Source organism: Nocardia alni (genome assembly GCF_019038435.1).
Classification (GTDB): domain Bacteria; phylum Actinomycetota; class Actinomycetes; order Mycobacteriales; family Mycobacteriaceae; genus Nocardia; species Nocardia alni.
In genome coordinates this window covers 22216-44873 of record NZ_JAGPOX010000050.1, presented here as the reverse complement: position 1 = coordinate 44873, position 22658 = coordinate 22216, and the positions used below count along the sequence as shown (strand labels likewise).

Annotated in this window: 22 protein-coding genes and 4 tRNA genes; 15 read left to right on the top strand and 11 right to left on the bottom strand. The window is 67.3% G+C overall.

The features are described 5' to 3' along the window. The first annotated feature begins 32 nt into the window (after positions 1-32). Positions 33-1661, top strand: a complete 1629-nt coding sequence (gene menD / locus JZ791_RS20180) for a 2-succinyl-5-enolpyruvyl-6-hydroxy-3-cyclohexene-1-carboxylic-acid synthase (protein WP_216896708.1) — start codon at positions 33-35, stop codon at positions 1659-1661. Positions 1662-1874: 213 nt separating this feature from the next. On the opposite strand, the gene JZ791_RS20175 is transcribed toward menD, so the two are convergent. The 3 genes from JZ791_RS20175 to JZ791_RS20165 form a co-directional block, all read right to left on the bottom strand. Continuing rightward, the gene (locus tag JZ791_RS20175; RefSeq protein WP_216896707.1) at positions 1875-2081 is read right to left on the bottom strand and encodes an Rv3202a family protein; all 207 of its coding nucleotides are present in this window, start codon (positions 2079-2081) and stop codon (positions 1875-1877) included. Between the two features lie 105 nt (positions 2082-2186). Further along, on the bottom strand, positions 2187-2420 hold the full coding sequence (locus JZ791_RS20170) for a DUF8836 family protein (protein ID WP_216896706.1): 234 nt from the start codon (positions 2418-2420) through the stop codon (positions 2187-2189). Positions 2421-2529: 109 nt separating this feature from the next. After that, complete coding sequence (locus tag JZ791_RS20165; protein ID WP_216896705.1) at positions 2530-3147, bottom strand: TetR/AcrR family transcriptional regulator; 618 nt, start codon at positions 3145-3147, stop codon at positions 2530-2532. Positions 3148-3371: 224 nt separating this feature from the next. On the opposite strand from JZ791_RS20165, the gene JZ791_RS20160 reads away from it, so the two are divergent. Beyond that, on the top strand, positions 3372-4421 hold the full coding sequence (locus JZ791_RS20160; RefSeq protein WP_216896704.1) for an aldo/keto reductase: 1050 nt from the start codon (positions 3372-3374) through the stop codon (positions 4419-4421). A 9-nt stretch (positions 4422-4430) separates the two neighbouring features. Here the strand turns inward: JZ791_RS20160 and JZ791_RS20155 are convergent, their stop codons facing one another. The 4 genes from JZ791_RS20155 to JZ791_RS20140 form a co-directional block, all read right to left on the bottom strand. Continuing rightward, entirely contained in the window at positions 4431-8663 is a 4233-nt protein-coding gene (locus JZ791_RS20155; protein WP_216896703.1) for a bifunctional nitrate reductase/sulfite reductase flavoprotein subunit alpha, read from the bottom strand. A gap of 155 nt (positions 8664-8818) precedes the next feature. Continuing rightward, positions 8819-9523 carry a demethylmenaquinone methyltransferase gene (locus JZ791_RS20150; RefSeq protein WP_216896702.1) on the bottom strand — a complete coding sequence of 235 codons (705 nt, stop codon included), beginning with the start codon at positions 9521-9523 and terminating at the stop codon, positions 8819-8821. 134 nt (positions 9524-9657) lie between these two features. Beyond that, positions 9658-10800, bottom strand: a complete 1143-nt coding sequence (locus JZ791_RS20145) for a glycosyltransferase family 4 protein (RefSeq protein ID WP_216896701.1) — start codon at positions 10798-10800, stop codon at positions 9658-9660. Between the two features lie 360 nt (positions 10801-11160). Further along, positions 11161-11640 carry a DUF3592 domain-containing protein gene (locus JZ791_RS20140; RefSeq protein ID WP_216896700.1) on the bottom strand — a complete coding sequence of 160 codons (480 nt, stop codon included), beginning with the start codon at positions 11638-11640 and terminating at the stop codon, positions 11161-11163. A gap of 40 nt (positions 11641-11680) precedes the next feature. Here JZ791_RS20140 and JZ791_RS20135 point away from each other — a divergent pair, with 40 nt between their 5' ends. After that, the gene (locus JZ791_RS20135) at positions 11681-12187 is read left to right on the top strand and encodes a DUF2505 domain-containing protein (RefSeq protein WP_216896699.1); all 507 of its coding nucleotides are present in this window, start codon (positions 11681-11683) and stop codon (positions 12185-12187) included. A gap of 147 nt (positions 12188-12334) precedes the next feature. Here the strand turns inward: JZ791_RS20135 and JZ791_RS20130 are convergent, their stop codons facing one another. From JZ791_RS20130 to JZ791_RS20120, 3 genes are read right to left on the bottom strand one after another with little or no spacing between them, the layout of a single operon-like run. Beyond that, entirely contained in the window at positions 12335-12784 is a 450-nt protein-coding gene (locus JZ791_RS20130; RefSeq protein ID WP_216896698.1) for a VOC family protein, read from the bottom strand. Positions 12785-12837: 53 nt separating this feature from the next. Continuing rightward, the gene (locus tag JZ791_RS20125) at positions 12838-13299 is read right to left on the bottom strand and encodes a helix-turn-helix transcriptional regulator (protein WP_438804542.1); all 462 of its coding nucleotides are present in this window, start codon (positions 13297-13299) and stop codon (positions 12838-12840) included. Next, positions 13299-14549, bottom strand: coding sequence for a geranylgeranyl reductase family protein (locus JZ791_RS20120; protein ID WP_216896697.1), 1251 nt, complete (start codon positions 14547-14549; stop codon positions 13299-13301). The genes JZ791_RS20125 and JZ791_RS20120 overlap by 1 nt, the downstream gene beginning before the upstream one ends. A 236-nt stretch (positions 14550-14785) precedes the next feature. Between JZ791_RS20120 and JZ791_RS20115 the strand changes: the two genes are divergently transcribed. Both JZ791_RS20115 and htpX read left to right on the top strand, forming a co-directional pair. After that, positions 14786-15841: a polyprenyl synthetase family protein gene (locus JZ791_RS20115; protein WP_216896696.1), complete on the top strand. Its 1056-nt coding sequence runs from the start codon at positions 14786-14788 to the stop codon at positions 15839-15841. Between the two features lie 176 nt (positions 15842-16017). Next, entirely contained in the window at positions 16018-16899 is an 882-nt protein-coding gene (gene htpX / locus JZ791_RS20110) for a zinc metalloprotease HtpX (protein ID WP_216896695.1), read from the top strand. 12 nt (positions 16900-16911) lie between these two features. Here the strand turns inward: htpX and JZ791_RS20105 are convergent, their stop codons facing one another. Beyond that, positions 16912-17403, bottom strand: coding sequence for a YajQ family cyclic di-GMP-binding protein (locus JZ791_RS20105; protein WP_216896694.1), 492 nt, complete (start codon positions 17401-17403; stop codon positions 16912-16914). A gap of 209 nt (positions 17404-17612) precedes the next feature. Between JZ791_RS20105 and JZ791_RS20100 the strand changes: the two genes are divergently transcribed. The 10 genes from JZ791_RS20100 to rplA all read left to right on the top strand — a co-directional run bounded on the left by JZ791_RS20100 (position 17613) and on the right by rplA (position 22577). Further along, a tRNA-Tyr gene (locus tag JZ791_RS20100) sits at positions 17613-17693 on the top strand. A gap of 188 nt (positions 17694-17881) precedes the next feature. After that, positions 17882-17954: transfer RNA gene (locus tag JZ791_RS20095), tRNA-Thr, on the top strand. 66 nt (positions 17955-18020) lie between these two features. Then, a tRNA-Met gene (locus JZ791_RS20090) sits at positions 18021-18093 on the top strand. Positions 18094-18140: 47 nt separating this feature from the next. Next, positions 18141-18311 carry a 50S ribosomal protein L33 gene (gene rpmG, locus JZ791_RS20085; protein WP_011211653.1) on the top strand — a complete coding sequence of 57 codons (171 nt, stop codon included), beginning with the start codon at positions 18141-18143 and terminating at the stop codon, positions 18309-18311. A gap of 276 nt (positions 18312-18587) precedes the next feature. Next, positions 18588-19583, top strand: a complete 996-nt coding sequence (locus JZ791_RS20080) for a fused (3R)-hydroxyacyl-ACP dehydratase subunits HadA/HadB (protein ID WP_216896725.1) — start codon at positions 18588-18590, stop codon at positions 19581-19583. Positions 19584-19810: 227 nt separating this feature from the next. Next, a tRNA-Trp gene (locus JZ791_RS20075) sits at positions 19811-19883 on the top strand. 66 nt (positions 19884-19949) lie between these two features. Continuing rightward, positions 19950-20330 carry a preprotein translocase subunit SecE gene (secE, locus tag JZ791_RS46560; protein WP_308163000.1) on the top strand — a complete coding sequence of 127 codons (381 nt, stop codon included), beginning with the start codon at positions 19950-19952 and terminating at the stop codon, positions 20328-20330. A gap of 104 nt (positions 20331-20434) precedes the next feature. Continuing rightward, positions 20435-21205 carry a transcription termination/antitermination protein NusG gene (gene nusG, locus JZ791_RS20065; RefSeq protein WP_216896693.1) on the top strand — a complete coding sequence of 257 codons (771 nt, stop codon included), beginning with the start codon at positions 20435-20437 and terminating at the stop codon, positions 21203-21205. Positions 21206-21334: 129 nt separating this feature from the next. Beyond that, positions 21335-21769 carry a 50S ribosomal protein L11 gene (gene rplK, locus JZ791_RS20060; protein ID WP_216896692.1) on the top strand — a complete coding sequence of 145 codons (435 nt, stop codon included), beginning with the start codon at positions 21335-21337 and terminating at the stop codon, positions 21767-21769. A 94-nt stretch (positions 21770-21863) separates the two neighbouring features. Next, positions 21864-22577, top strand: a complete 714-nt coding sequence (gene rplA / locus JZ791_RS20055) for a 50S ribosomal protein L1 (protein WP_216896691.1) — start codon at positions 21864-21866, stop codon at positions 22575-22577. Positions 22578-22658 lie beyond the last annotated feature (81 nt).

The following is a 22658-nucleotide window of genomic DNA, read 5'->3' as shown; positions in this document are numbered from 1 at the left end:
CACGACCGCCCGTGGTCTGACAGGGTGGGGGTGTGAATCCTTCGACAGCACAGGCGCAGGTCGTCGTCGACGAGTTGGCACGTGGGGGCGTGCGGGATGTCGTGCTGTGCCCCGGCTCGCGCAATGCTCCGCTGGCCTTCGCCCTGCAGGCCGCCGACGTCGCGGGCCGGCTGCGGTTGCACATGCGCATCGACGAGCGCGCCGCCGGATTTCTGGCGATCGGCTTGGCCCTGTCCAGTGGCCATCCGGTGCCCGTCGTGATGACCTCCGGTACCGCCGTGGCGAATCTGGGCCCGGCCGTTCTGGAGGCGAATTACGCCCGCCGGCCGCTGATCGTGCTGTCGGCCAACCGGCCCTACGAGATGCTCGGCAGCGGCGCGAATCAGACCGTCGAGCAGTTCGGCCTGTTCGGCAGCCAGGTGCGCCTGGCCAACAGCCTGGGTCTGGCCGAGGACGAGGGCGACGGGTACCTGCGGCAGAACAGCGTGTGGCGCGCGGCGGTGTGCCGGGTGCTCGCGGCCGCGCGCGGCACCCGAAGCGGCAACGCCGGTCCGGTGCAGCTCGATATCCCGCTTCGCGAACCGCTGGTCCCGAATCTGGCGCCGGGCGAGCTGATCCCCGAGGGTCGCCCCGACGGATCGGCCTGGACCGCAACGCAATACGCGACACTGGACGTGCCGCTGGAGATCGATCTGACCCCGGACACCGTGGTCGTCTCCGGCCACGGCGCCGGGCGTCGGCCGGAACTGGCCGAACTGCCCACCGTGGCCGAGCCGACCGCACCGATGCACGGCCCCGCCCTGCATCCGATGGCGCTGGGGCTGCTGCGCCCCCGCCAGGCGATCATCACCGGACGGCCCACCCTGCACCGCGAGGTGTCCAGGGTGCTGGCGGATCCGGAGGTGACGGTGTACGCGCTGACCACCGGCCCGCGCTGGCCCGACGTCTCGGGCAATGTGATCGGCACCGGCACCCGCGCGATCACCAGCGGCGGTCCCCGCGCCGAATGGCTCGAGCACTGCCGCGCGATGAACGCCAAGGCCACCGGAGTCGTGCGGGACGAGTTGGCCCACCATCCCAAGCCGACCGGCCTGCATGTGGCGGCGGTCGTGATGGACGCGCTGCGCGAGGGTGATCAGCTGCTGCTGGGCGCCTCGAATCCGGTGCGGGACGCCGCGCTGGTCTCGCATCCCCATCCGGGCGTCACCATCCTGTCCAATCGCGGCGTGGCCGGAATCGATGGCACGGTGTCCACCGCGGTCGGCGCGGCGCTGAGCCATCCGGGCCGGACCGTCGCACTGATCGGTGATCTGACCTTCCTGCACGACGCGTCCGGGCTGCTGATCGGTCCGGGCGAGCCGCGTCCCGCCGATCTGACCATCGTGGTCGCCAACGACGACGGCGGCGGCATCTTCGAACTGCTGGAACAGGGTGATCCGCAGTACGCGGGGGTGTTCGAGCGGGTGTTCGGCACGCCGCACGGAATGGATCTGGCAGCCATGTGCGCGGCCTACCGGGTACCGCATCGGCAGGTGGACCCGGCCGAGCTGGCCAGGGAGCTGTCCGGGCACGCGCACGGTATGCGAGTGCTCGAGGTCGCGACGGAGCGGTCCAGCCTGCGCGAGCTGCACGCTCGCGTGAAAGCGGGAATCGGCGGGTAGGTACTCCGATCGCCGTCATCCTGCGTTGTCGCCGTCATCCGATGCCGTGCCGTCGCTCCCGCATTGTCATCGTCATTCCCGCATGCTCTTGGCGGGAATGCATCTTCGAATCGTGGATCCCGGCCAACAACGTGCCGGGATGACGGGGGTGAGATCTCACACGGCGGGGTGAGGTCTCAGACGCCGCGGTGGAATCTCGGCGGCGGTGAGATCTCAGTAGCCGGGTTCGGCGGGCTCGGTGTAGTCGTCGTCGGGCAGCGGGGCCGGGATGGCCTGTTCGATCAGGTCGGCCTCGGCGGCCTCGTGGTCGGTTGCGGTGACGGTGGGGTCGGGCTCGTAGTCGTCGTCGCTGGGGTAGGCCGGGGTCGACTGCTCGGCGAGATCGGCGTCCGGAACCGCGTCAACGGTGGGGTCGGTCATCGAGTGCCTCCTGTCCCTCGTGGGCCGATGCCGGAACTGCGGCACTACCGAGAATCCTCCGTGTGCGTGTGGCTGGCAACCCGGTGGCGTCCATCGGGGGTCGGATCATTCGCCGGGGATCGGGCCCTTGTCGGCAGGGAACTCCACTACAGCCAGGGTGCGCCCGGCCATGAACCGCGCGGTCCGCACTGCCGTTCCGGTCCGCGTGACCTCGCTCACCTCCACCACACCGCGCGCGATCCGTACATCGACCCGGCGGCCCGCCCGGGTCGCGGCTATCTCATAGCTTCGACTGGCGTCGCCGACATCGACGACGATTTCCACACGATCACCCTTCATCCCCCAATTGTCCTCGCTACCAGCGTATTCCGTCGCTAACGAGTGTGTTGCGAACTGTCGGTGCACATGCATCATCGCGGCGTGCCGACGCGGCGGGGTCGGCCGCGTTTCACCCGAGCCGGGCGAACAGCCCTGCCTCGGCGGCGAGTGTGGCGGCCTCTGCGGCCGTGGTCGCGGCATGGTCGTCGATCGGGTCGCCGGTGGTCAGCAGCCGGTAGTACAGCGGTGCGGACACGGCGGAAAGAACCGCGCGGGCATCGGTTTCGGGCGCGAGTTCGCCGCGCCCGATCGCCGCCGCGACACAGGGTGACCATTCGGACAGGCGCGTGTCGTAGAAGTGGCGCAGGGCCTCGGCTGCGGCGGGATCGCAGATCGCCGCCGCGACAAGGGATTTGAACAGAGGGCCCTGGCGAGGGTCGGTGAGGGTCTTAACCACCAAGCGGGCGTTGGCGAGCAGATCACCGCGCAGCGAACCGGTATCGGCGTGCGGCAGCGAGGTTTCCGCCATTTCGGTCAGCAGATCGGTGACCAGGCCGGTGGGAGTGCGCCAGCGCCGGTACACCGTGGTCTTGCCGACGCCCGCGTGCGCCGCGACCTCGGCCAGGTCCAGATCGGCCAGCCCGTTCCGACTCAGAAGATCGCCGGCCGCGCGCAGGACGGATTCGCGCACGCGGGCGGTGCGGCCACCGGGCCGCAGCAGACCCGATCCGGGTGTGTTCTGACTCATAATGGGCCTCCGGTTCCGTTAGCGACGAAATGAGTGTAACGTCTCCTATGTTAATAAAACTGAATTCCCGTTAAGCATGTGAAGGTCAAGGCGACAACTGCGGTCCGGACAGCGGCAAGCTGCCGGGTACCCCCAGAATCGGACAGGCAGTAAACCGCCGGCACGCATGCACAACGGTCAACGGCTCTCAGCCGTGCGCTGAAGTCGCGGAGAGGCGGATAGGCATGCATTATCGGCGGTTGGGGGCTTCGGGCCTCATGGTTCCGGCGCTCAGCTTCGGCGCGGGCACCTTCGGCGCGGGCACCTTCGGCGGTCGCGGCGAGCTGTTCGCCGCGTGGGGCGATACCGATGCGCGGCAGGCCCGCACAATGGTCGATATCGCGCTGGAGGCGGGTGTGAGCATGTTCGACACGGCGGACGTGTACTCCGACGGCGCCTCGGAACAGGTGCTGGGCGAGGCCATCCGGGGCCGGCGGGATCGAGTGCTCCTGTCCACCAAGGCATCCCTGCCCACCGGGCCCGGGGCGCACGAGGCGGGTTCGGGTCGCGCGCGACTGATCGGCGCGGTGGAGGCCGCGCTGCGCCGGCTGGGCACCGACTACATCGACCTGTTCCAGCTGCACGCCTTCGACGCGGGGACCCCGGTCGAGGAGACACTGTCGGCACTCGGGGATCTGGTCCGCGCGGGGAAGATCCGTTACGTCGGCGCATCCAACTTCGCGGGCTGGCAGCTGATGAAATCCCTTGCGGTGGCCGACGGGCACGGGCTGCCGCGTTATGTCGCGCATCAGGTGTACTACTCGCTGGCCGGGCGCGACTACGAGTGGGAGTTGATGCCGCTGGGCCTGGACCAGGGCGTCGGCGCGGTGGTGTGGAGCCCGCTGGGGTGGGGGCGGCTGACCGGGAAAATCCGCCGGGGGCAACCGCTTCCGGCGGGCAGCCGGCTGCACAAGACCGCGCAGGCCGGTCCGCCCGTCGACGACGAACTGCTCTACACGGTGGTCGACGTGCTGGACGAGATCGCCGCGGAGACCGGCCACACGGTGCCGCAGATCGCACTCAACTGGCTGCTGTCACGCCCTACGGTGGCCACGGTGATCGTGGGGGCGCGCGATGAGAATCAGTTGCGTCAGAACCTCGGCGCGGTCGGCTGGCAACTGGACGCCGAGCAGATCGCCCGTCTGGACAAGGCCAGCGCCACGACCCCGCCGTATCCGTACTATCCGTACTACCGCCTGCCGGACTTCGCCAGGCTGAATCCGCCTGCGGTCTGAGCGAGCGAATCAGTAGATGTCGCGGACGTAGCGTTTCTCGGTGGTCAGCTGCTTCTTGTACGCGGCGGCGGCGTCGGCGGAAAGCTTGCCGTGGTCCTGGATCAGGGTCAGCAGGGCATGGTCGACGTCGCGGGCCATGCGGGCGGCGTCGCCGCAGACGTACACGTGCGCGCCGGCCTGCAGCCAGGACCACAGCTCCGCGCCGTGCTCGAGCATTCTGTGCTGCACGTAGATCCGCTCCCGCTGGTCGCGCGAGAAGGCCAGATCCAACCGGGTCAGGAAGCCGTCGCGGAACATGTCCTCGAGTTCGGTGCGGTAGTAGAAGTTGTCCGCGGCGTGCTGGTCGCCGAAAAGCAGCCAATTGCGCCCGCGCGCGCCGAGCGCGCGCCGCTCGTGCAGGAATCCCCGGAACGGCGCGATTCCGGTGCCGGGTCCCACCATGATCATCGGTACGTCCGGGTCCAGCGGTGGCCGGAAATGCGGTGCGCGCTGGAGGAATACGGGCACCGCCGCCTGCTGCGCCCGGTCGGCCAGATAGGTCGAGCAGACCCCGCCGCGGCGGGGTTGCTCCCCGCCGTAGCGCACCACCCCGACGGTCAGCTGCACCTCGTGCGGACTGACCAGAGGGCTGGAGGAGATCGAATACTGCCGTGGCTGAAGTTTTTTCAGCACGTCGAGCCACTCGATCGGGTCGGCGCGCACCGGGAAATCGCGCAGCATGTCGACCGCCTGACGGTCCCAGAGGTAGCTGTCCATCTCGATGCCGTTGTCCCGGCGCATCAGCTTGGCCAGGCGCGGGCTCGGATTGTGCGCGGCGACGAAGGTCAGCAGGTCGCGGCTGACCCTGGTGATGTCGTAGTGGGTGCGCAGCGCCTGCGCGAGCGGGAGTTCCCGGCCGTCGAGTTCGACGGTCCGTTGCCCGTCGAGGCCGTTCACCTCGAGCCATTCGGCGACCAGCGCCTCGTCGTTGACCGGCCAGATGCCCAGGGAGTCGCCGACCTCGTAGGCCGCGTCCTGGTCCCGCAGGTCGAATCCGAACTGCCGCACCTCCTTCGCCGAGCCGGGGCTGGACAGCAGTTCGTTGCGGACCAGTGGGGCAAGGGCCGGGGCGCCGCGAGTGAAGGCCGGGGCCTGCGTGCGGGTCCGAGCGCCGGGCTGCGAAACCGGCTGGACCAGAACAGGATCGAGTACCGCTACGCCGCTACGAGCCGTGCCGCCGGTATCGGGCAGCAGGGGCGCGTGAGTCGGTCCTCCCGCGGGCGCGGTCGAAGCCTGTCCATCCCCGGTCTCGGTGAGCGCGGAGAGTACGTCGTCGAGCCATCGCGACGACTGCGTCTCGTGATCGGGTTCGCTGTCGACGCGCGGAAGCAGCCGGGTGGCACCGGATCTCGCGAAGGCCTCGTCGAGCTTGCGGCCGTGGCCGCAGAAATCGTCGAAGGACGAGTCGCCGAGCGCGAACACCGCGTAGCGCAGGCGGGGCAGCCGGATCGCGCCGTCGGACAACTGCTCCCAGAACTCCGCGCCGTTGTCCGGAGGTCCGCCGTCGCCGAAGGTGCTGGTGATCACCAGGGCGTCGCCGGCGAGCTCGGTGACCGCACAGGAGTTCATCTCCACCAGCTGTGGCGCGTACCCGGATTCGGACAGTCGCTGGGCGGCCTCGGCGGCGAACTCCTCGGCGGTGCCGGTCTGTGAGGCCCACAGCACGGTGATCGGGCGTGCGGTCTGCGTGGTCGCGTCCGGTAGATCGCCGGTAGCCGTCATGCCGTCGCCGATCTCGATGCCCGAGGAGGTTGCGGCGGTCCGCGAGTACATGCCCGCGAGCATCCCGTTGATCCACACGCGACTGCGCTGCGAGATCGGCGCGGAGTCGGGGAGCACCGGCTGGCCCTGCACCGGAATCGTGTTCAGCGCGGCCAGATAGCCACCGAGGTAGATCCGTTCGGTATCGCTGAGCATCGGCGCCGCGGCGGTGTCCAGCCCCAGCATGCGGGCCAGCGGGTGCGCCGCCGCACCGTTCGAGTGGACGGGGGCCGACGGTTCCGCCGCGGGCGCCGCGGGTTCCACCGCGACGCGTCGCAACGCGACCGCGCAGGCCTTGAATTCCGGCTGCAGCGAGTCGGCGTCGACCGCATCGCTGGTCACGGCGTTGACGGTCAAATATTCCCCCTGCTCGTCATTCCAGTGGAACGGCGCGAAGCACACGCCCGGCTGCACCCGATCGCTGATCTGCACCGGCAGGACGGCTCGCCCACGGCGAGAGGTGATTTCGAGCCGGTCCTGGGGTGACACACCGAGCCGTTCGGCGTCGTCCGGATGTACCTCGACGAAGGGCTGACCGTTCAGCTTGTCGAGTTTCGCGATCTTGCCGGTCTTGGTCATGGTGTGCCACTGATGCGGCAGACGACCGGTGTTGAGCACGAACGGATAGTCGTCGTCCGGCATCTCGGCGGGCAGCATATGCGGCCGGGGCCAGAACACCGCCCGGCGGCTCGGCGTCGCGAACGCCAGCTCCGGCCGGCGCCCGGAGGAGTCGGTGTGCGGGCTCTGGCTCACGCCGTCGTTGCGATAGCGAATCGGGTTGCGGCGCTGGGCAGGGTCGGGACACGGCCACTGCATCGGCCCCTCCCGCAATCCGTCGTAGGTGATGCCGCGCAGGTCGTATCCGGTGGCGGGGTTGGCGAATCCGCGGATCTCCTCGAAAACCTCTGCACTGGAGGCGAAGTCGAAGCCGTCGAATCCCATTGCCATGGCCACCTGCGCGATCAGCTGCCAGTCCGGTCGCGCGTCGCCGATCGGGTCGACCGAGCGTTGCAGCAGGCTCACGGTGCGTTCGGAATTCACACTCACGCCCTCGGATTCGGCCCACAGCGTGGCGGGCAACAGCACATCCGCATAGGCGTTGGTGGCCGTCTCGGTGTACACGTCCTGGGCGATCACCAGGTCCGCGGCCTCCAGCCCGGCGATGACGGTCTTGCGATTGGCGACCGAGGCAACGGGATTGGAGCAGATGATCCAGCAGGCCCGGATCTTCCCGTCGGCCATGCTGTGGAACATCTCGATGGTGCCGGGTCCGGCCTCGGTCCGGATGCTGCCCGGCGCGATGCCCCAGGCGGTTTCGACGAAGGCGCGATCGGCCTCGGACAGCACGCTGCGCTGGCCGGGCAGGCCGGGGCCCATGTAGCCCATCTCCCTGCCGCCCATGGCATTGGGCTGGCCCGTCAGCGAGAACGGACCGCTGCCGGTCCGGCAGATGGCGCCGGTGGCCAGGTGCAGGTTGCACAGCGCGTTGGTGTTCCAGGTGCCGTGCGTGGACTGGTTCAGGCCCATCGTCCACAGCGACATCCACTCTCCGGCCTCGCCGATCCACCGTGCGGCCGTGCGGATGTCGTCCTGCGCCAGGCCGGTCAGCTCGGCGACTCGCTGCGGCGGGTAGTCGGCCAGGAATTCCGGCATGGCCTCCCAGTCCTGGGTGTGTGCGGCGATGAATTCTTCGTCTATATCGCCGTTTTCGACCAGGAGATGCAATATCCCGTTGAGTAGCGCCAAATCGGTGCCGGGTGCGATCTGCAGAAAAAGATCGGCGTCCTTGGCGGTTTCGGTGCGGCGCGGGTCGACGACGATGAGTTTGGCCCCGCTGCTCTTGCGCCGATCGGCCATGCGCAAATAGAGAATCGGATGGCAGTCGGCCATATTCGCGCCGATCACCAGGAACAGATCGGCGTTGTCGAGATCCTCGTACGATCCCGGCGGACCGTCCGCGCCGAGGGACTGCTTGTATCCGGTCCCGGCGCTGGCCATGCACAGCCGCGAATTGGCCTCCATGTGCACCGTACGGATATGCCCCTTGGCCAGCTTGGTGGCCAGGTATTGCGCCTCGAGCGACATCTGGCCGGAAACGTAGAGCGCGATCGCGTCGGGCCCGTGCTCGTCGAGAATCGCCCGCAGCCGCGCACCCGCGTCGCGCACGGCCTCGTCGATCCCCAGCGCCTCGGGCTCACGCCCCCGTTCGGGACGCCGCCACGCGGTACTCATCCGGCCCGGTGTGCGCATCAGCTCCGCGTGGGCCGCGCCCTTGGTGCACAGGCGGCCCGCGTTGACCGGATGCGGCTTCGTGCCGCGAACTCGGGCGATGACGGGTGCGCCCTGCTCGTCGCGGGTGGTCTCGACCGTTATTCCGCAGCCCACGCCACAGTACGAACACGTGGTGTCGATACTCGTGGGGCCCGCGGATTTTTCCGGCATGAGCTGATCATCTCCACTGCCCATTGCGCCGGATTTACCGAACGTTATCGACAGGTGACGAAGCTCCGCACCGCCGCCCCACGGCACTGTGAGGAGTGAGCGAAGTCACCGAAAGTCGGCGAATTCCGGTGGAAACCGGGCCGTGCGAGTGCTACTCAGCCGAGTTTGTACGCGCGATGAAGTGCCACGATGCCACCGGTCAGGTTGCGCCATTTCACCGAGGACCAGCCGGCGTCGGCGATCCGCAGTGCCAGCTGCGGCTGATTGGGCCAGGCCCGGATGGATTCGGCCAGGTAGACGTAGGCGTCCGGATTACTGCTGACCGCCCGCGCCACCCGCGGCAGCGCCTTCATCAGATATTCCATGTACACGGTGCGGAACGGCCCGAATACCGGTGTGGAGAATTCGGCGATCGCCAGTCGTCCGCCCGGTTTGGTCACCCGTAGCAGCTCGCGCAGCGCGGCATCGGAATCGGAGATATTGCGCAGCCCGTAGGAAATGGTGACCGCGTCGAAGGATTCGTCGGCGAACGGCAGCGCCGTACCGTCCGCGGCAACCATCGGCACGGCGCGGAATCTCCCGGCCTCGAGCATGCCGCGCGAGAAGTCCGCGGCCACGCACCACGCCCCGGATTTGGCGAACTCCAGGGTGGACACCCCCGTACCGGCCGCCAGATCCAGCACTCGCTCGCCCGGCCGCAACATCAGCGCCTTGCGTGTGGCCCACCGCCAGTATCGGTCCTGCCCCGCGGAGAGCACGGTGTTGGTCAGGTCGTACCGCTTCGCGACCCCATCGAACATCGACGCGACCTCGCGCGGCTGCTTGTCCAGCGAGGCCCGAAACGACTCTGTTTTCGCCACGTCCCGACCCTAACCGGTACCCGGCGGCCGGGTATGACCGGTCGTCCGCGTGACCCACGCGGTGAAGATCTCGGCGATCGAGCCAGGCAGAACAGAGTGTTCTCGGTGATGGGGAGACAGGTCGGCGGCCGAACTCAGGCGGTTCGGGAGATCTGGGCGGGACCTGAGTCCAGTACCTCGGCGTAGTGGCCCATCAGTTCGGCGCAGATCGCGGGCCAGGTTCGGTGCAGGACGGATTTGCGTGCGGCGGTGGCGAATCGGGTGCGTAGGTTCGGATCCTGGAGCGAGGCTATGGCGCTGGGCAGCAACTCGCTGAATCGGTCGACCGGAAGCAGATATCCGTTGCGGCAGTGGGCGATCAGGTCGCGCGGGCCACCCGCGTCGGGGCCCACGACCGGCACGCCGCTGGCCAGGGCCTCCTGGACGACCTGACAGAACGTCTCGTGCTCACCGGCGTGAACCATGACATCCAGGCTGGCGTAGGCCTGTGCCAGCTCCCCGCCGCCCAGTTCGCCGGTGAAGATCGCCGAGGGCATCATGCGTTGCAGACGTGCCCGTTCGGGGCCGTCGCCCACGATGATCAACTGCACATCCGGGACGGCGTCCAGGACCGCCAGCCGCTCCACATGCTTCTCCGGGGCCAGGCGCCCGATGAAGCCCACCACCAGCCGCTCGTCAGCGGCCCAGGCCTCGCGCAGCTCCGCGCGCCGGGCCGAGGGGTTGAAGCGGGCGATATCCACGCCGCGCGCCCACCGGTGCACTCGCGGAATCCCGTGCTCGACAAGGTCTTCCACGGCGGCCGTGGACGGCGCGAGGGTGCGGGCCGCGCGCTGGTGGATCCGCCGGGTCCACGCCCAAGCCGCCCGGCGCGCCGGTCCGAGTCCGTAGCTCTGCGCGAATCCGGCGACGTCGGTCTGGTACACCGCGACGGCCGGAAGATCCAGGCGCAGCGCGGCCGACATCCCGCCGGCGCCCAGCAGGAACGGCGAGGCGAGGTGGACGATATCGGCGTCGAATCGCTCGATCGCCGCGGTGATGCCGGGTTGCGGCAGCCCGACGGGCAGCGAACTGATCTTCGGCGCCATCACCGCGGGCACCCGCACCACCGGGAACCGGCCGTGGGTACGCGGCGCCGGCGGCTGGCCGTGCACCGTATCGGGGGCGATGATCAGCGCGTCGTGGCCGTGCCGGTCCAGATGGTTGAGGACCTGAAGCACCGAGTTCACGACGCCGTTCATATTCGGCAGAAATGACTCCGAAACGATCGCTACACGCACACTTCAAGTGTGATCTTCGGGCGATTCACAGCAGTCACACATGCGTGACAGGCAACCGAAAATCCGGCAAACAGTTCCGCCTCTCCGCGACTCAGCGCGCGGCTGAGAGCCGTTGACCGTTGTGCACGCGTGGTGGCGGCTGGTGGCCGAGCCGATTTTGGGGGGTGCCCGGCAGCTTGCCGCTGTCTCGACCGTGGTGGTTCGGTTCCGCCTCTCCGCGACTCAGCGCGCGGCTGAGAGCCGTTGACCGTTGTGCATGCGTGGTGGCGGCTGGTGGCCGAGCCGATTTTGGGGGTGCCCGGCAGCTTGCCGCTGTCTCGACCGTGGTGGTTTCTTTGGCATCGCACGCATAAACGATGGTCAATGGTGTTCGGTTGCTGGCTGGAGGCGCGGAGGGGCGGCGAGTAGGCGAACTCGACGCACTATCCATAGCGTCGGCAGTGCTATCAGCCATACCACCACGATTACCGACAGGCACGGGATGATCGCTACGCGGGCGTCGCGGCCGGCTACGCGGACCAGCTCCGGGTCGGCTCGGCTGTATTCGACGTTGATTCGTTCGCCGACCGTCAGCTTGGTGGGGTACAGGACGCCGAGACGGGGGTTGTGGGTGACGCCGTCGGGGGTGACGAAGGTCACCGCCGAGCGTAACCGGCCCGCCGAGAGGACCTCCGCACTGGCCGTGCCCTTATCGGAGTTGATCGTGATGTCGTCGCGCCAGGCTGCCAGGACCAGCAGGATCGACAGCACGCTGATCGCCGTCGCGGCGATGAGCACGCCGATCCGGATCCGCCGCAATCGGGTCGAACGCCGGTGAGCAGACTGGCTGGTTTCCGACACGTCACCAGGCTATTGCATGGCTCCGATAGCGTGTGCGCCCATGTCCCGAAAATTCAGCTTCACCGTGTCATACAGCGTCCCGGTCGAGGAGCTTCACCGGGCGATCACCAGCGACGAGTTGTGGCAGTCCCGCTTCGAGGGGGCCGAGACCGCCACGTTGAACCTGTCGCATCCCGACGGTCCGGGAACCATCCACATCCGGATGACCGAAAAGGCGCGACCGGACAAGATTCCGGCGATCGTGCGCAAGGTGCTCAAGAACGATCTCGTGCTCGAACGCACCGACAACTGGGGCCCGCTGGACGGTGAGAGCGCGCGCGGCACCTTCGCCGCCACGTCGCAGGGCATCACCACCGAAATGGCCGGAACCTATGAGATGCGTTCTACCGCAGAGGGGTCGGAGGTCGAGGTGGCCGGCACCGTGGCGGTGAAGGTGCCGCTGGTCGGTGGGGCGATCGAGCCGCTGGCCGAGCAGGTGCAGCACCGCGTGGTCGAGAGCGAGCGCAAATTCATCCAGAAGTGGTTCGCCGCCAGGGCCGACGCCTGATCGGTGCCCTGTCTCTTGGTGTAGCTGCCCCTGGCACCCCGGCGTAGGTCCCTTGTCATCCCGGCGTGCTCTTGGCCGGGATCCACGGGGACCGTTGTGCACCAGTGGGTTTCCGCCAAAAGCATGCGGGAATGACGGGGCCGACTACTACTGTGCGCCGGGCCCGAAATCACCGCCGGTGTACTCCCGCTGCTCGACCAGGACGAGCCAATTCCCCGAGTTGTCCCGGATGATCGCCTCCACGCCGTAGGGCCGCTCCGACGGCGGCTGGATGAACTCCACGCCCTTGGCGGTCAGCTCCTCGAATGCCTTGTGACAGTCGTCGGTGGCCAGGCCCAGCGCGCCGTGCGTGCCGTCGGCCAGTGCGCGGCGGATGACCCCGGCCAGCTCCTCGCTCAGTGGCGGCCCGGGGACCATGAGCGTGATCTCGAGTTCGCGGTGGTCGGGATGGGCGATGGTGACCCAGCGGAAACCGTTGTCGCCCATGGTGACGTCGGTGGTTTCCACGAAGCCGAGCTTGTCGATGTACCAGTTCTTGGCCTCGGTCTGGTCGGTCACGTACACGGTGGCCAGTGAGACATGGGTGATGGTCGTCATGAGCTCAGGCTATGGGGCCGCGCCCCGGGCCCGCTTCTCCGAAATTGCGGAATCTACCGGCGATCGGACAGGCCGTGCATGAACACGTAGCAGCCCGGGATATGCGGCGCACCCTGCGCGACGAACTTCGCCTGATAGGCAGAGGGTGACATGCCGACCAGTTCGGTGAACCTGCGGCTGAACGACCCCAGGCTGCTGTAGCCGACCAGCATGCAGGCCTCGGTGACCGTGACGTTGGTGGCGCGCAGCAGATCCTGCGCCCGCTCGATGCGCCGCTCGGCCAGGTACAGCGCGGGCGTCTTACCGTAGGTGGCCGCGAAGCACCGCAGGAAGTGGTACTTGGACACACCGGCCGCGGCGGCCAGCCCGTCCAGGTCCAGCGGTTCGGCGTAGTGGCGATCGGCCAGATCCTTCGCCCGCCGCAGGTGGGGGAGCAGATCCTCCGGGACCGCCGGGCGGCGGGACGATCCGGGCCCGGCGTGGCCGGGCCGCTCGGCATCCCGCGCGGCGGCCATCAGGTGAAGGGGGCGAGTTCGTCGAATCGCAGGGAGGCGCGGCCCGCAGTGCGCCACAGGCGGGCGGTCAGGTCGGCGTCCTCCTCGGTGACCAGATTGCCCATCACGCGAACCGCTGTGTGCTGCAACAGCTTCGAACGCATCATCGGCGGCCCGCCGGCGGGCACCATGCGCGGGTGGGTGGCCAGGCCGGCGATGCGCCGGGCGACGGAGAACGTGCGGCCGTAGCGGGCGCGCAGCAGATCCGGCCACACCGTGGACAGATCGGGTTCGTCCAGCAGCCCGGCCAGTAGGTGCCCACCCTCGAGGCCGTAGTCGATGCCCTCCCCGTTGAGCGGATTCACGCATCCCGCCGCGTCGCCGACCAGCGCCCAATTACGTCCGCTGATTCCCGAGACCGCCCCGCCCATCGGCAGTAGCGCCGAGGCCACCGCCCGCGCCGAACCCTCGAATTCCCATTCCGTGCGACGTTGCGAAATATAGTGCTGAAGAAGTGGTTTCAGGGAAATATGGGACGGCCTGCGCTCGGTTGCCAGCGAACCGACGCCGATATTCACCTCGCCATTGCCGAGCGGGAACACCCAGCCGTATCCGGGCACGAGGGCGCCGTCGGCATCGCGTAATTCCAAATGCGAGGTGATCCATTCGTCATCACTGCGCGTGGAAGTGATGTAGGCGCGGGCGGCCACGCCGTACGCGTATCGCCGATGCCAGGTGCGGCCCAGCATTTTTCCGACCGGCGACCGGACGCCATCGGCAACGATCAATGTCCGGCAGGTGATTTCCCGCACATCACTACCGGTCTGTACCGAAACTCCGGTGACCCGATCGCCGTCGCGTGCGACGCTCACCACCCGTGCCCCGTCGGCCATGCGAGCACCCCAACGCACCGCGGTCTCCCGCAATTTGTCGTCGAGTTCCATCCGGGGACAGGCGCTCCCATAGGCCGGAAACGACCCGCCCGGCCAGGGCAGCAGCGCCTCCCGCCCGAATCCCGCCATCCGCAGTCCATGGTTGACCGTATGCCCGCGCAGCCACTCGCCCAGGCCCAGATGCTCCATCTCCGCGGTCGCGCGCGGGGTCAGGCCGTCCCCGCAGGTCTTGTCGCGCGGAAATACCGCCGCATCGGTGAGCAGCACTTCGCGGCCGCCCCGGGCCGCCCACGCGGCGGCCGCCGATCCCGCCGGACCCGCACCCACGACGAGCACATCGGCGTGCGCTGGCAGTGGAACGTCACCCGGAGAACCCATGCGGTCAATACTCGCAGCACTCGGTGAATCGCGGTGTATCAGGTCGCCGAGCGCTCGACGGGCGGGCCGGGTCGTCTGTGGCGTGTCACAGCGGTCACAGCTTTTCTTATCGTTGGGGTGTGTAATTGGCTGCCAAAGCGACAACTCGCTCGGTAACCCGGGATGCCAACGGTCAACGCTGGGAATTACCCGCTAGGTTCTTGGGTGTGGGGACAGACGCGGCAGTGGGAGACGGAATGAGTGCATCGGCCCAGAGCGGAGCGCAGCGGAGCGACCATTGGGCACAGGGTGATGAGGGCACTGTGGTTGGCGGGGTGGACCTCGGTGACCTCGAGCTCGCGTCGACCGTGCGCAACGGTCTGGCCCAGGTCGAGAAGCTCATGATCGCCGAGCTGTCGGACGGGGAGGAATTCTTGCTGGAGGCCGCGCTGCATCTGGCGCGCGCCGGCGGCAAGCGATTCCGGCCGCTGTTCACGATTCTCACCGGGCAACTGGGCCCGGATCCGACCAGTCCGGATCTGATCACCGCGGGCACCGTGGTCGAGCTGGTCCATCTGGCCACGCTCTACCACGACGACGTGATGGACGAGGCGTCCATGCGGCGCGGCGCGGACAGCGTGAATTCGCGCTGGGGCAACAGTGTGGCCATCCTGTCCGGCGACTATCTGTTCGCGCACGCCTCCCGGCTGGTGTCCAGCCTGGGCCCCGACGCGGTGCGGATCATCGCCGAGACCTTCGCCGAGCTGGTCACCGGGCAGATGCGCGAGACTCTCGGCGCCCAGCAGTCCCAGGATCCGGTCGAGCACTACCTGCGGGTGGTGTGGGAGAAGACGGGATCGTTGATCGCCGCGTCCGGGCGGTTCGGCGGCACGTTCTCCGGCTCGGATCGCGATCACGTCGAACGGCTGGCGCGGCTGGGCGATGCGGTCGGCACCGCATTCCAGATCTCCGACGACATCATCGATATCTCCTCGGCGTCCGAGCAGTCCGGTAAGACGCCGGGCACCGATCTGCGCGAGGGTGTGCATACCCTGCCGGTGCTCTACGCGCTGCGCGACGAGGGCGCCGAGGGCGACCGGCTGCGCAAGTTGCTTGCCCAACCCCTCGAATCCGATGCGGAGGTGGCCGAGGCGCTGGATCTGCTGTCGCGCTCGCGCGGCATGGTGCTGGCCAAGGAGAAGCTGCACGGCTACGCCGATATCGCGCACGCCGAGCTGTCCGCCCTGCCCTCGGGCCCGGCCAACGAGGCCCTCGAGCGACTGGTCCGCTACACCATCGAACGGGTCGGCTAGAGCTGGATCCGCACCCGCCTGGAAGTTCCCATCCTTCGCCGCCGGGCGCGTTCTCCGGTGGTTACGTTGTCGATGTATCGTGCGAGTTTGTGAGCAGGATCTGCCGCAGTTCGGAAACCTGATCCCGTTGTCAGTCGTTGACCTGGTGTAACGCATTTCGGTGAGAGGTGGCGGCGATGCACGGTGGCTTTGCGAACGGATTCAAGACCTTCGCGCTGATGGTGGGTATGTCCGCGCTGATCGTAGTCATCGGCGCGCTGTTCCGTAACCCGACGATCTTGGTGATCGCGATCGTGCTGGCCGTCGGTATGAACGCCTACGCCTATTTCAACAGCGACCGGCTGGCCCTGCGGGCGATGCACGCCCAGCCGGTGTCCGAACTCGAGGCGCCGGTCATCTACAAGATCGTGCGCGAACTGGCCACCGCCGCGCGCCAGCCGATGCCGCGGCTGTACATCAGCCCGACCGCGGCACCCAACGCCTTCGCGACCGGTCGCAGCCCACGTCACGCGGCCGTGTGCTGCACCAGCGGCATCCTGCAGATCCTGGACGAGCGGGAGCTGCGCGCGGTGCTGGGGCACGAGCTGTCGCATGTGTACAACCGCGACATCCTGATCTCCTCGGTGGCCGGTGCGCTGGCCGCGGTGATCTCCGGCCTGGCCAACCTGGCCTTCTTCGCGGGCATGTTCGGCGGCGGCAACAACCGCGACGGCGAAGGTCCGGGCGTTATCGGCGTGCTGCTGGTTTCGCTGCTCGGCCCGATCGCCGCGACGCTGATCAAACTGGCCGTATCGCGCTCGCGTGAGTATCAGGCCGACCAGGACGGCGCGCAGCTCACCGGCGACCCGCTGGCACTGGCCTCGGCGCTGCGCAAGCTGGAGCGCGGCGTGGCCGCGGCTCCTCTCCCGCCGGAGCCGCAGCTCACCGCGCAATCACACCTGATGATCGCCAACCCGTTCCGGGCCGGCGACCGCATGGCTCGCTGGTTCTCGACACACCCGCCCATGGCCGAGCGAATCGCCCGGCTGGAGGCGATGGCGGGCGGCCCCCGGCACTGACGGTGAGGTCCGTCAGCGGTAGTTGACGAACTGCAGGGCCACCTCGAAGTCGCCGTTCTTCAGCAGGGAGATGACGGCCTGGAGGTCGTCTCGGTTCTTGCTCGTGACGCGCAGTTCCTCACCCTGGATCTGGGCCTTGACGCTCTTGGGGCCCTCGTCGCGGATCTTCTTGGCGATCTTCTTGGCGTTCTCCGACGAGATGCCCTGCACCAGGGTGCCGGTGATTTTGTACACCTTGCCCGAGGCCTGCGGGTCGCCGGTCTCGAAGGCCTTGAGCGAGATGTCGCGGCGGATCAGCTTCTCCTTGAACACGTCCAAGGCGGCCTTGACGCGGTCCTCCGACGCGGCGGAGAGCACGATCTTTTCCTCACCGGACCACTCGATGCTCGCCTCCGTGCCCCGGAAGTCGTAGCGGGTGTTCAACTCCTTGGCGGCCTGGTTGAGGGCGTTGTCGACCTCCTGCCGGTCGACCTTGCTGACGACATCGAATGAGGAATCGGCCACACTGCGCTCCTGTCTCACTAGGGGGTTGAGGTTCGACGCTACTGGCGCGAACGACCGCGCGCTAGTTCGTTCGACCAGCTTGTCGTTATCGCCGTCAACGTATCGGTGTTATCGTCGCGAACGGCCTGAGAATACGCCCCTGGCCTGCCGGTTTGCATCCAGGGGTCCTCATCGTTGTATTCTGCTCTGCGCGCTCATCGAGCGTGTTCGGCGGATTGCCCGAGCGGCCAAAGGGAGCTGACTGTAAATCAGCCGCGCAAGCTTCGGAGGTTCGAATCCTTCATCCGCCACCGAAGACCCCCCGTGGACCAGTCCACGGGGGGTCTTTCGTTTCACCGCATCCGGCCACCCGCTGCGATGATCGGCGAAACCGGGCCTGACCTCACGGTTTGGTGAGAGGGCTTGTCAGTGTGTAACCTCGTTCAAGGCTTCGGCGCCCCGGATGTGAGTGATCGACATCAGGAGCGCGAGTTGCCATGCCCCCTTAGCTCAGTCGGCAGAGCGTTTCCATGGTAAGGAAAAGGTCAACGGTTCGATTCCGTTAGGGGGCTCGCCGGATTGCCGGTGGTGACCGTCGGCATCTCCAGGGCCCGGGCGCCATCGCAAGCCGACCCTATGGCGGTGTAGCTCAGTCGGTAGAGCAAACGACTCATAATCGTTGTGTCGCCGGTTCAAGTCCGGCCATCGCTACAACAACCGATACCTCCCCGTCAGGTTGACCCGAAAGAAGGCATATCGTGGCCGCGAAGTCCACTGATGTCCGGCCAAAGATCACCTTGGCCTGCGAGCAGTGCAAGCACCGCAACTACATCACCAAGAAGAACCGGCGTAACGACCCGGATCGGCTGGAACTGAAGAAGTTCTGCCCGAACTGCGGCACGCACCGCGCGCACCGCGAATCTCGCTAGTATTCCAACTCGCGTGCGACTTCCGCGCGCGACGCCGGTGACGGACCGAACAGGAAGCTCGTGTAGCCGCCAGGTCCCCGCGTGCGTCGTGACGAGAGCCGATCTTCACTGCCGGAGCAGGGTTTAATCCCGCTCCGGCATTTGGCGTATCCGTGGTCGTCGGCGCTCCGGCCGATCCCGTAAACGGGTCAGATAGGGTTTGCCTCCGTGACAACACAAGCCGACACTGCCGCGCCCACCGAGGAGAAGTTCGATCCTGCGGCCCACGCCGCGGCCATGGTCGGTCACCACTACCGCGTCGACGACTACTACGAGGTCGGCCGCGAGAAGGTGCGCGAATATGCCCGCGCCGTGCAGGACTACCACCCGGTGCACTGGGACGAGGCCGCCGCCGCCGAATACGGTTACGACGGCATGGTGGCGCCGGTGACCTTCATCTCGCTGGTCGGCATCCTGGCCCAGCAGAAGCTGTTCGAGCAGATCGTGACGGGTTATGACCTGAGCCAGATCATGCAGGCCGACCAGATTCTCGAATTCCACCGCCCGATCCGGGTCGGCGACCAGCTGGTGTGCGACGTGTATCTGCACTCGTTCCGCCAGGCCCCCGGCGGCGCGGACATGATCGTGACCAAGAACATCGTCACCTCGCGCGACGAGCTGGTGATGACGACCTACACCACCCTGGTCGGGCGCAGCGGCGGTGATGTCGACCCGAATATCGACCAGGCCGTGCGCGGACTGCTGATGCACGGGATCGGGCAGGGGCCGGACGATCAGCAGCGCGCCACGCCGCCGGTCAGCGAGCCGCCGGTGCCGGTCGCCAGCGTCCCGGAGGTGCGGCCCAGTAAGCACGCTGTGCGTTTCGAGGACGCGGTCGTGGGGGCCGAACTGCCGACGCGCGTGGTCAGGCTGACCCGCGGCGATCTGGTCAACTACGCGGGTGTCTCGGGCGATGCGAACCCGATCCACTGGAGCGACGACGTGATCAAGCTCGTCGGCCTGGACAACGTGGTCGCGCACGGCATGCTGACCATGGGCTTGGGCGGCGGTTTCGTCACCTCGTGGCTGGGCGATCCGGGTGCGATGAAGGAGTACAACGTCCGGTTCACCAGCCCGGTCTACGTGGGCGCCGATCGGCCGGCCGAGATCGAGTACTCCGGCAAGATCAAGTCGGTCGATCCCGAGACTCGCACCGCCGTCGTCGCGATCGTCGCCAAGTCCGAAGGGCGCAAGATCTTCGGGCGCGCGACGGCGACAGTGCAGCTGGGCTGAGGTGTTTCGCCGCCCGACCACCCGGATTGGCAATGCGCGGGCGGCGTACCGTACACTCGGGACTCTGGGGATCACCAGCCGCTGCGCGCTGCTCTGAAGGGGCTGGTTTCCGGCGGATAGTTCGTCGGGGCCGGTAACCGCAGGGGCGGCGCGCGTGTTGTGTGCCAGGCGTGTACAACTGCATGCAAGACAACTGAATAGCACGGTGCTGGAATAGATCCAGCCGAAGGGGCGTAGCTCAATTGGCAGAGCAGCGGTCTCCAAAACCGCAGGTTGCAGGTTCAAGTCCTGTCGCCCCTGCACTCGTAGTGACTGCTTGCAGGTCGCTCGAAAGGGTCAGCACGCCAGCGACGAGAGAGGATCGACGTGTCCGATGACGATGACACCGACGCGGTGACTCGTCCGAGCGGCAAGCGGTCGTCTCGGCGGGCTCGCACTGCCTCGTCGGAACACGACACGGGTTCGGTCGCCACGATCGAGCGCGGTTCCCGGGACGACGCGGTCAAGCCGAAGACGTCCAAGCCGTCCGACAAGAAGAAGACGGCCAAGGGCGGTGGTAATCCGCTCAAACGCCTGGTGAAGTTCCTGAAAGAGGTTTTCCAGGAGCTGCGCAAGGTCATCTGGCCGAACCGCAAGCAGATGGTCACCTATACGACTGTGGTCTTGGTGTTCGTGATCTTCACGGTTGCGTTCATCGCCGGGTTGGATCTGGCGCTCATCAAGGGTGTCAACTGGCTGTTCGGCTAGCTGACCGTCGGCGCCGGATACCATCCCACCCAGGTGGGAATAGGTATAGTCCATTTCCGGCACGCACGGAGGAAGTTAGTGACGACACAAGGAGCGAGTGCGCAGTGAGCACCCCGGAGAACGGCACAACCGAGGAATTCGCGATCGACGACGTGGAGGAATTCGCCGCGCCGGAGGTCGACGAGGCCCCGGAGGCCGAGCCCGTCGAGGAGGCACCTGCCGCACCCGCCGAATCCGCCGACGAGACGATCGACCCGGTCGCCGCGATGAAGGCCGCGCTGCGTCGCGCGCCCGGCGACTGGTACGTCATCCACTCGTATGCCGGTTACGAGAACAAGGTCAAGGCCAACCTCGAGACTCGCGTGCAGAACCTCGGCCTCGAGGATTACATCTTCCAGGTCGAGGTGCCCACCGAGCAGGTCACCGAGATCAAGAACGGCCAGCGCAAGAACGTGCAGCGCAAGGTGCTGCCGGGCTACATCCTGGTCCGCATGGATCTGAACGACGAATCGTGGGGCGCGGTGCGCAACACGCCGGGCGTCACCGGATTCGTCGGCGCCACCTCGCGTCCCTCGCCGCTGTCCATCGACGACGTGGTGAAGTTCCTGGTCCCGGCCGATCAGCAGCAGAAGAAGCCCGCCGCCTCGGCGGGTGCCGCCGCCTCCGATTCGGCCGTCGAGCCGCTGACCAAGCCGGCCATCGAGGTCGATTTCGAGATCGGCGAGTCGGTCATGGTGCAGGACGGCCCGTTCGCTACGCTGCCCGCCAGCATCTCCGAGATCAACGCCGAGCAGCAGAAGCTCAAGGTGCTGGTGTCGATCTTCGGTCGCGAGACCCCGGTCGAACTCTCGTTCACCCAGGTCTCCAAGATCTGACGCCGGGGCAATTCGTTGCCCTGGTCGGTCGCCTACTAGACTTGTCGGGTTGCGTCTCGGCTGGGCCGTGGGCGCACATCCCGGATAAGGCTTACGGGAATTCGTAAGGAACCTAACCAAGGAAGAAAGATGCCCCCCAAGAAGAAGAAGGTCTCTGGGCTCATCAAGCTCCAGATCCAGGCCGGCGCCGCGAACCCGGCTCCGCCGGTCGGTCCCGCGCTGGGCCAGCACGGCGTCAACATCATGGAGTTCTGCAAGGCGTACAACGCCGCGACCGAGTCGCAGCGTGGCAACGTCATCCCGGTCGAGATCACGGTCTACGAAGACCGCTCGTTCGACTTCAAGCTGAAGACCCCCCCCGCCGCCAGGCTGCTGCTCAAGGCCGCCGGTGTGCAGAAGGGTTCGGCCGAGCCGCACAAGACCAAGGTCGCGAAGGTCACCATGGATCAGATCCGGGAGATCGCCAAGACCAAGCAGGAAGATCTGAACGCCAAGGATCTCGATCAGGCGTCGAAGATCATCGCGGGCACCGCTCGCTCGATGGGTATCACCGTCGCCGACTGATTCGCCGCCCGGCCACACGTATGCCGGGATGACGAAAGGTGGGAGGGACGGCCAGTCCCGTACCACTGCTGACTCCAGAACAGGACAGATAATCATGGCAAAACGAAGCAAGGCTTATCTCGAGGCGGCCGCCAAGGTCGACCGCGCCGCGCTGTACTCCCCGCTGACGGCCGCGCGCCTGGCGAAGGAGACCTCCACCAAGAAGACCGACGCCACCGTCGAGGTCGCCGTGCGCCTGGGTGTCGACCCGCGCAAGGCCGACCAGATGGTCCGCGGCACCGTCAACCTGCCGCACGGCACCGGTAAGACCGCCCGCGTCATCGTGTTCGCGGTCGGCGACAAGGCCGCCGAGGCCGAGGCCGCCGGTGCGGACGCCGTGGGCGCCGAGGATCTGATCGAGCGCATCCAGGGCGGCTGGCTGGACTTCGACGCCGCGATCGCCACCCCGGACCAGATGGCCAAGGTCGGCCGCATCGCGCGCGTGCTCGGCCCGCGAGGCCTGATGCCGAACCCGAAGACGGGCACGGTCACCCCCGATGTGACCAAGGCCGTCAACGACATCAAGGGCGGCAAGATCAACTTCCGCGTCGACAAGCAGGCCAACCTGCACTTCGTGATCGGCAAGGCGTCCTTCGACGACGCCAAGCTGGTGGAGAACTACGGCGCCGCGCTCGAGGAGATCCTGCGTGTGAAGCCCTCCACCGCGAAGGGCCGCTACGTCAAGAAGGTGACGATTTCGACGAACACCGGCCCGGGCATCCCGGTGGACCCGAACCGCACCCGCAACTTTACCGAAGAGGACGCGTAGTCGCGTAAGACTCGTCAGGGCCGGTACGAATCTCGTACCGGCCCTTCGTGTTTCGAGATCACGGCCAACAGTATGCCGGGA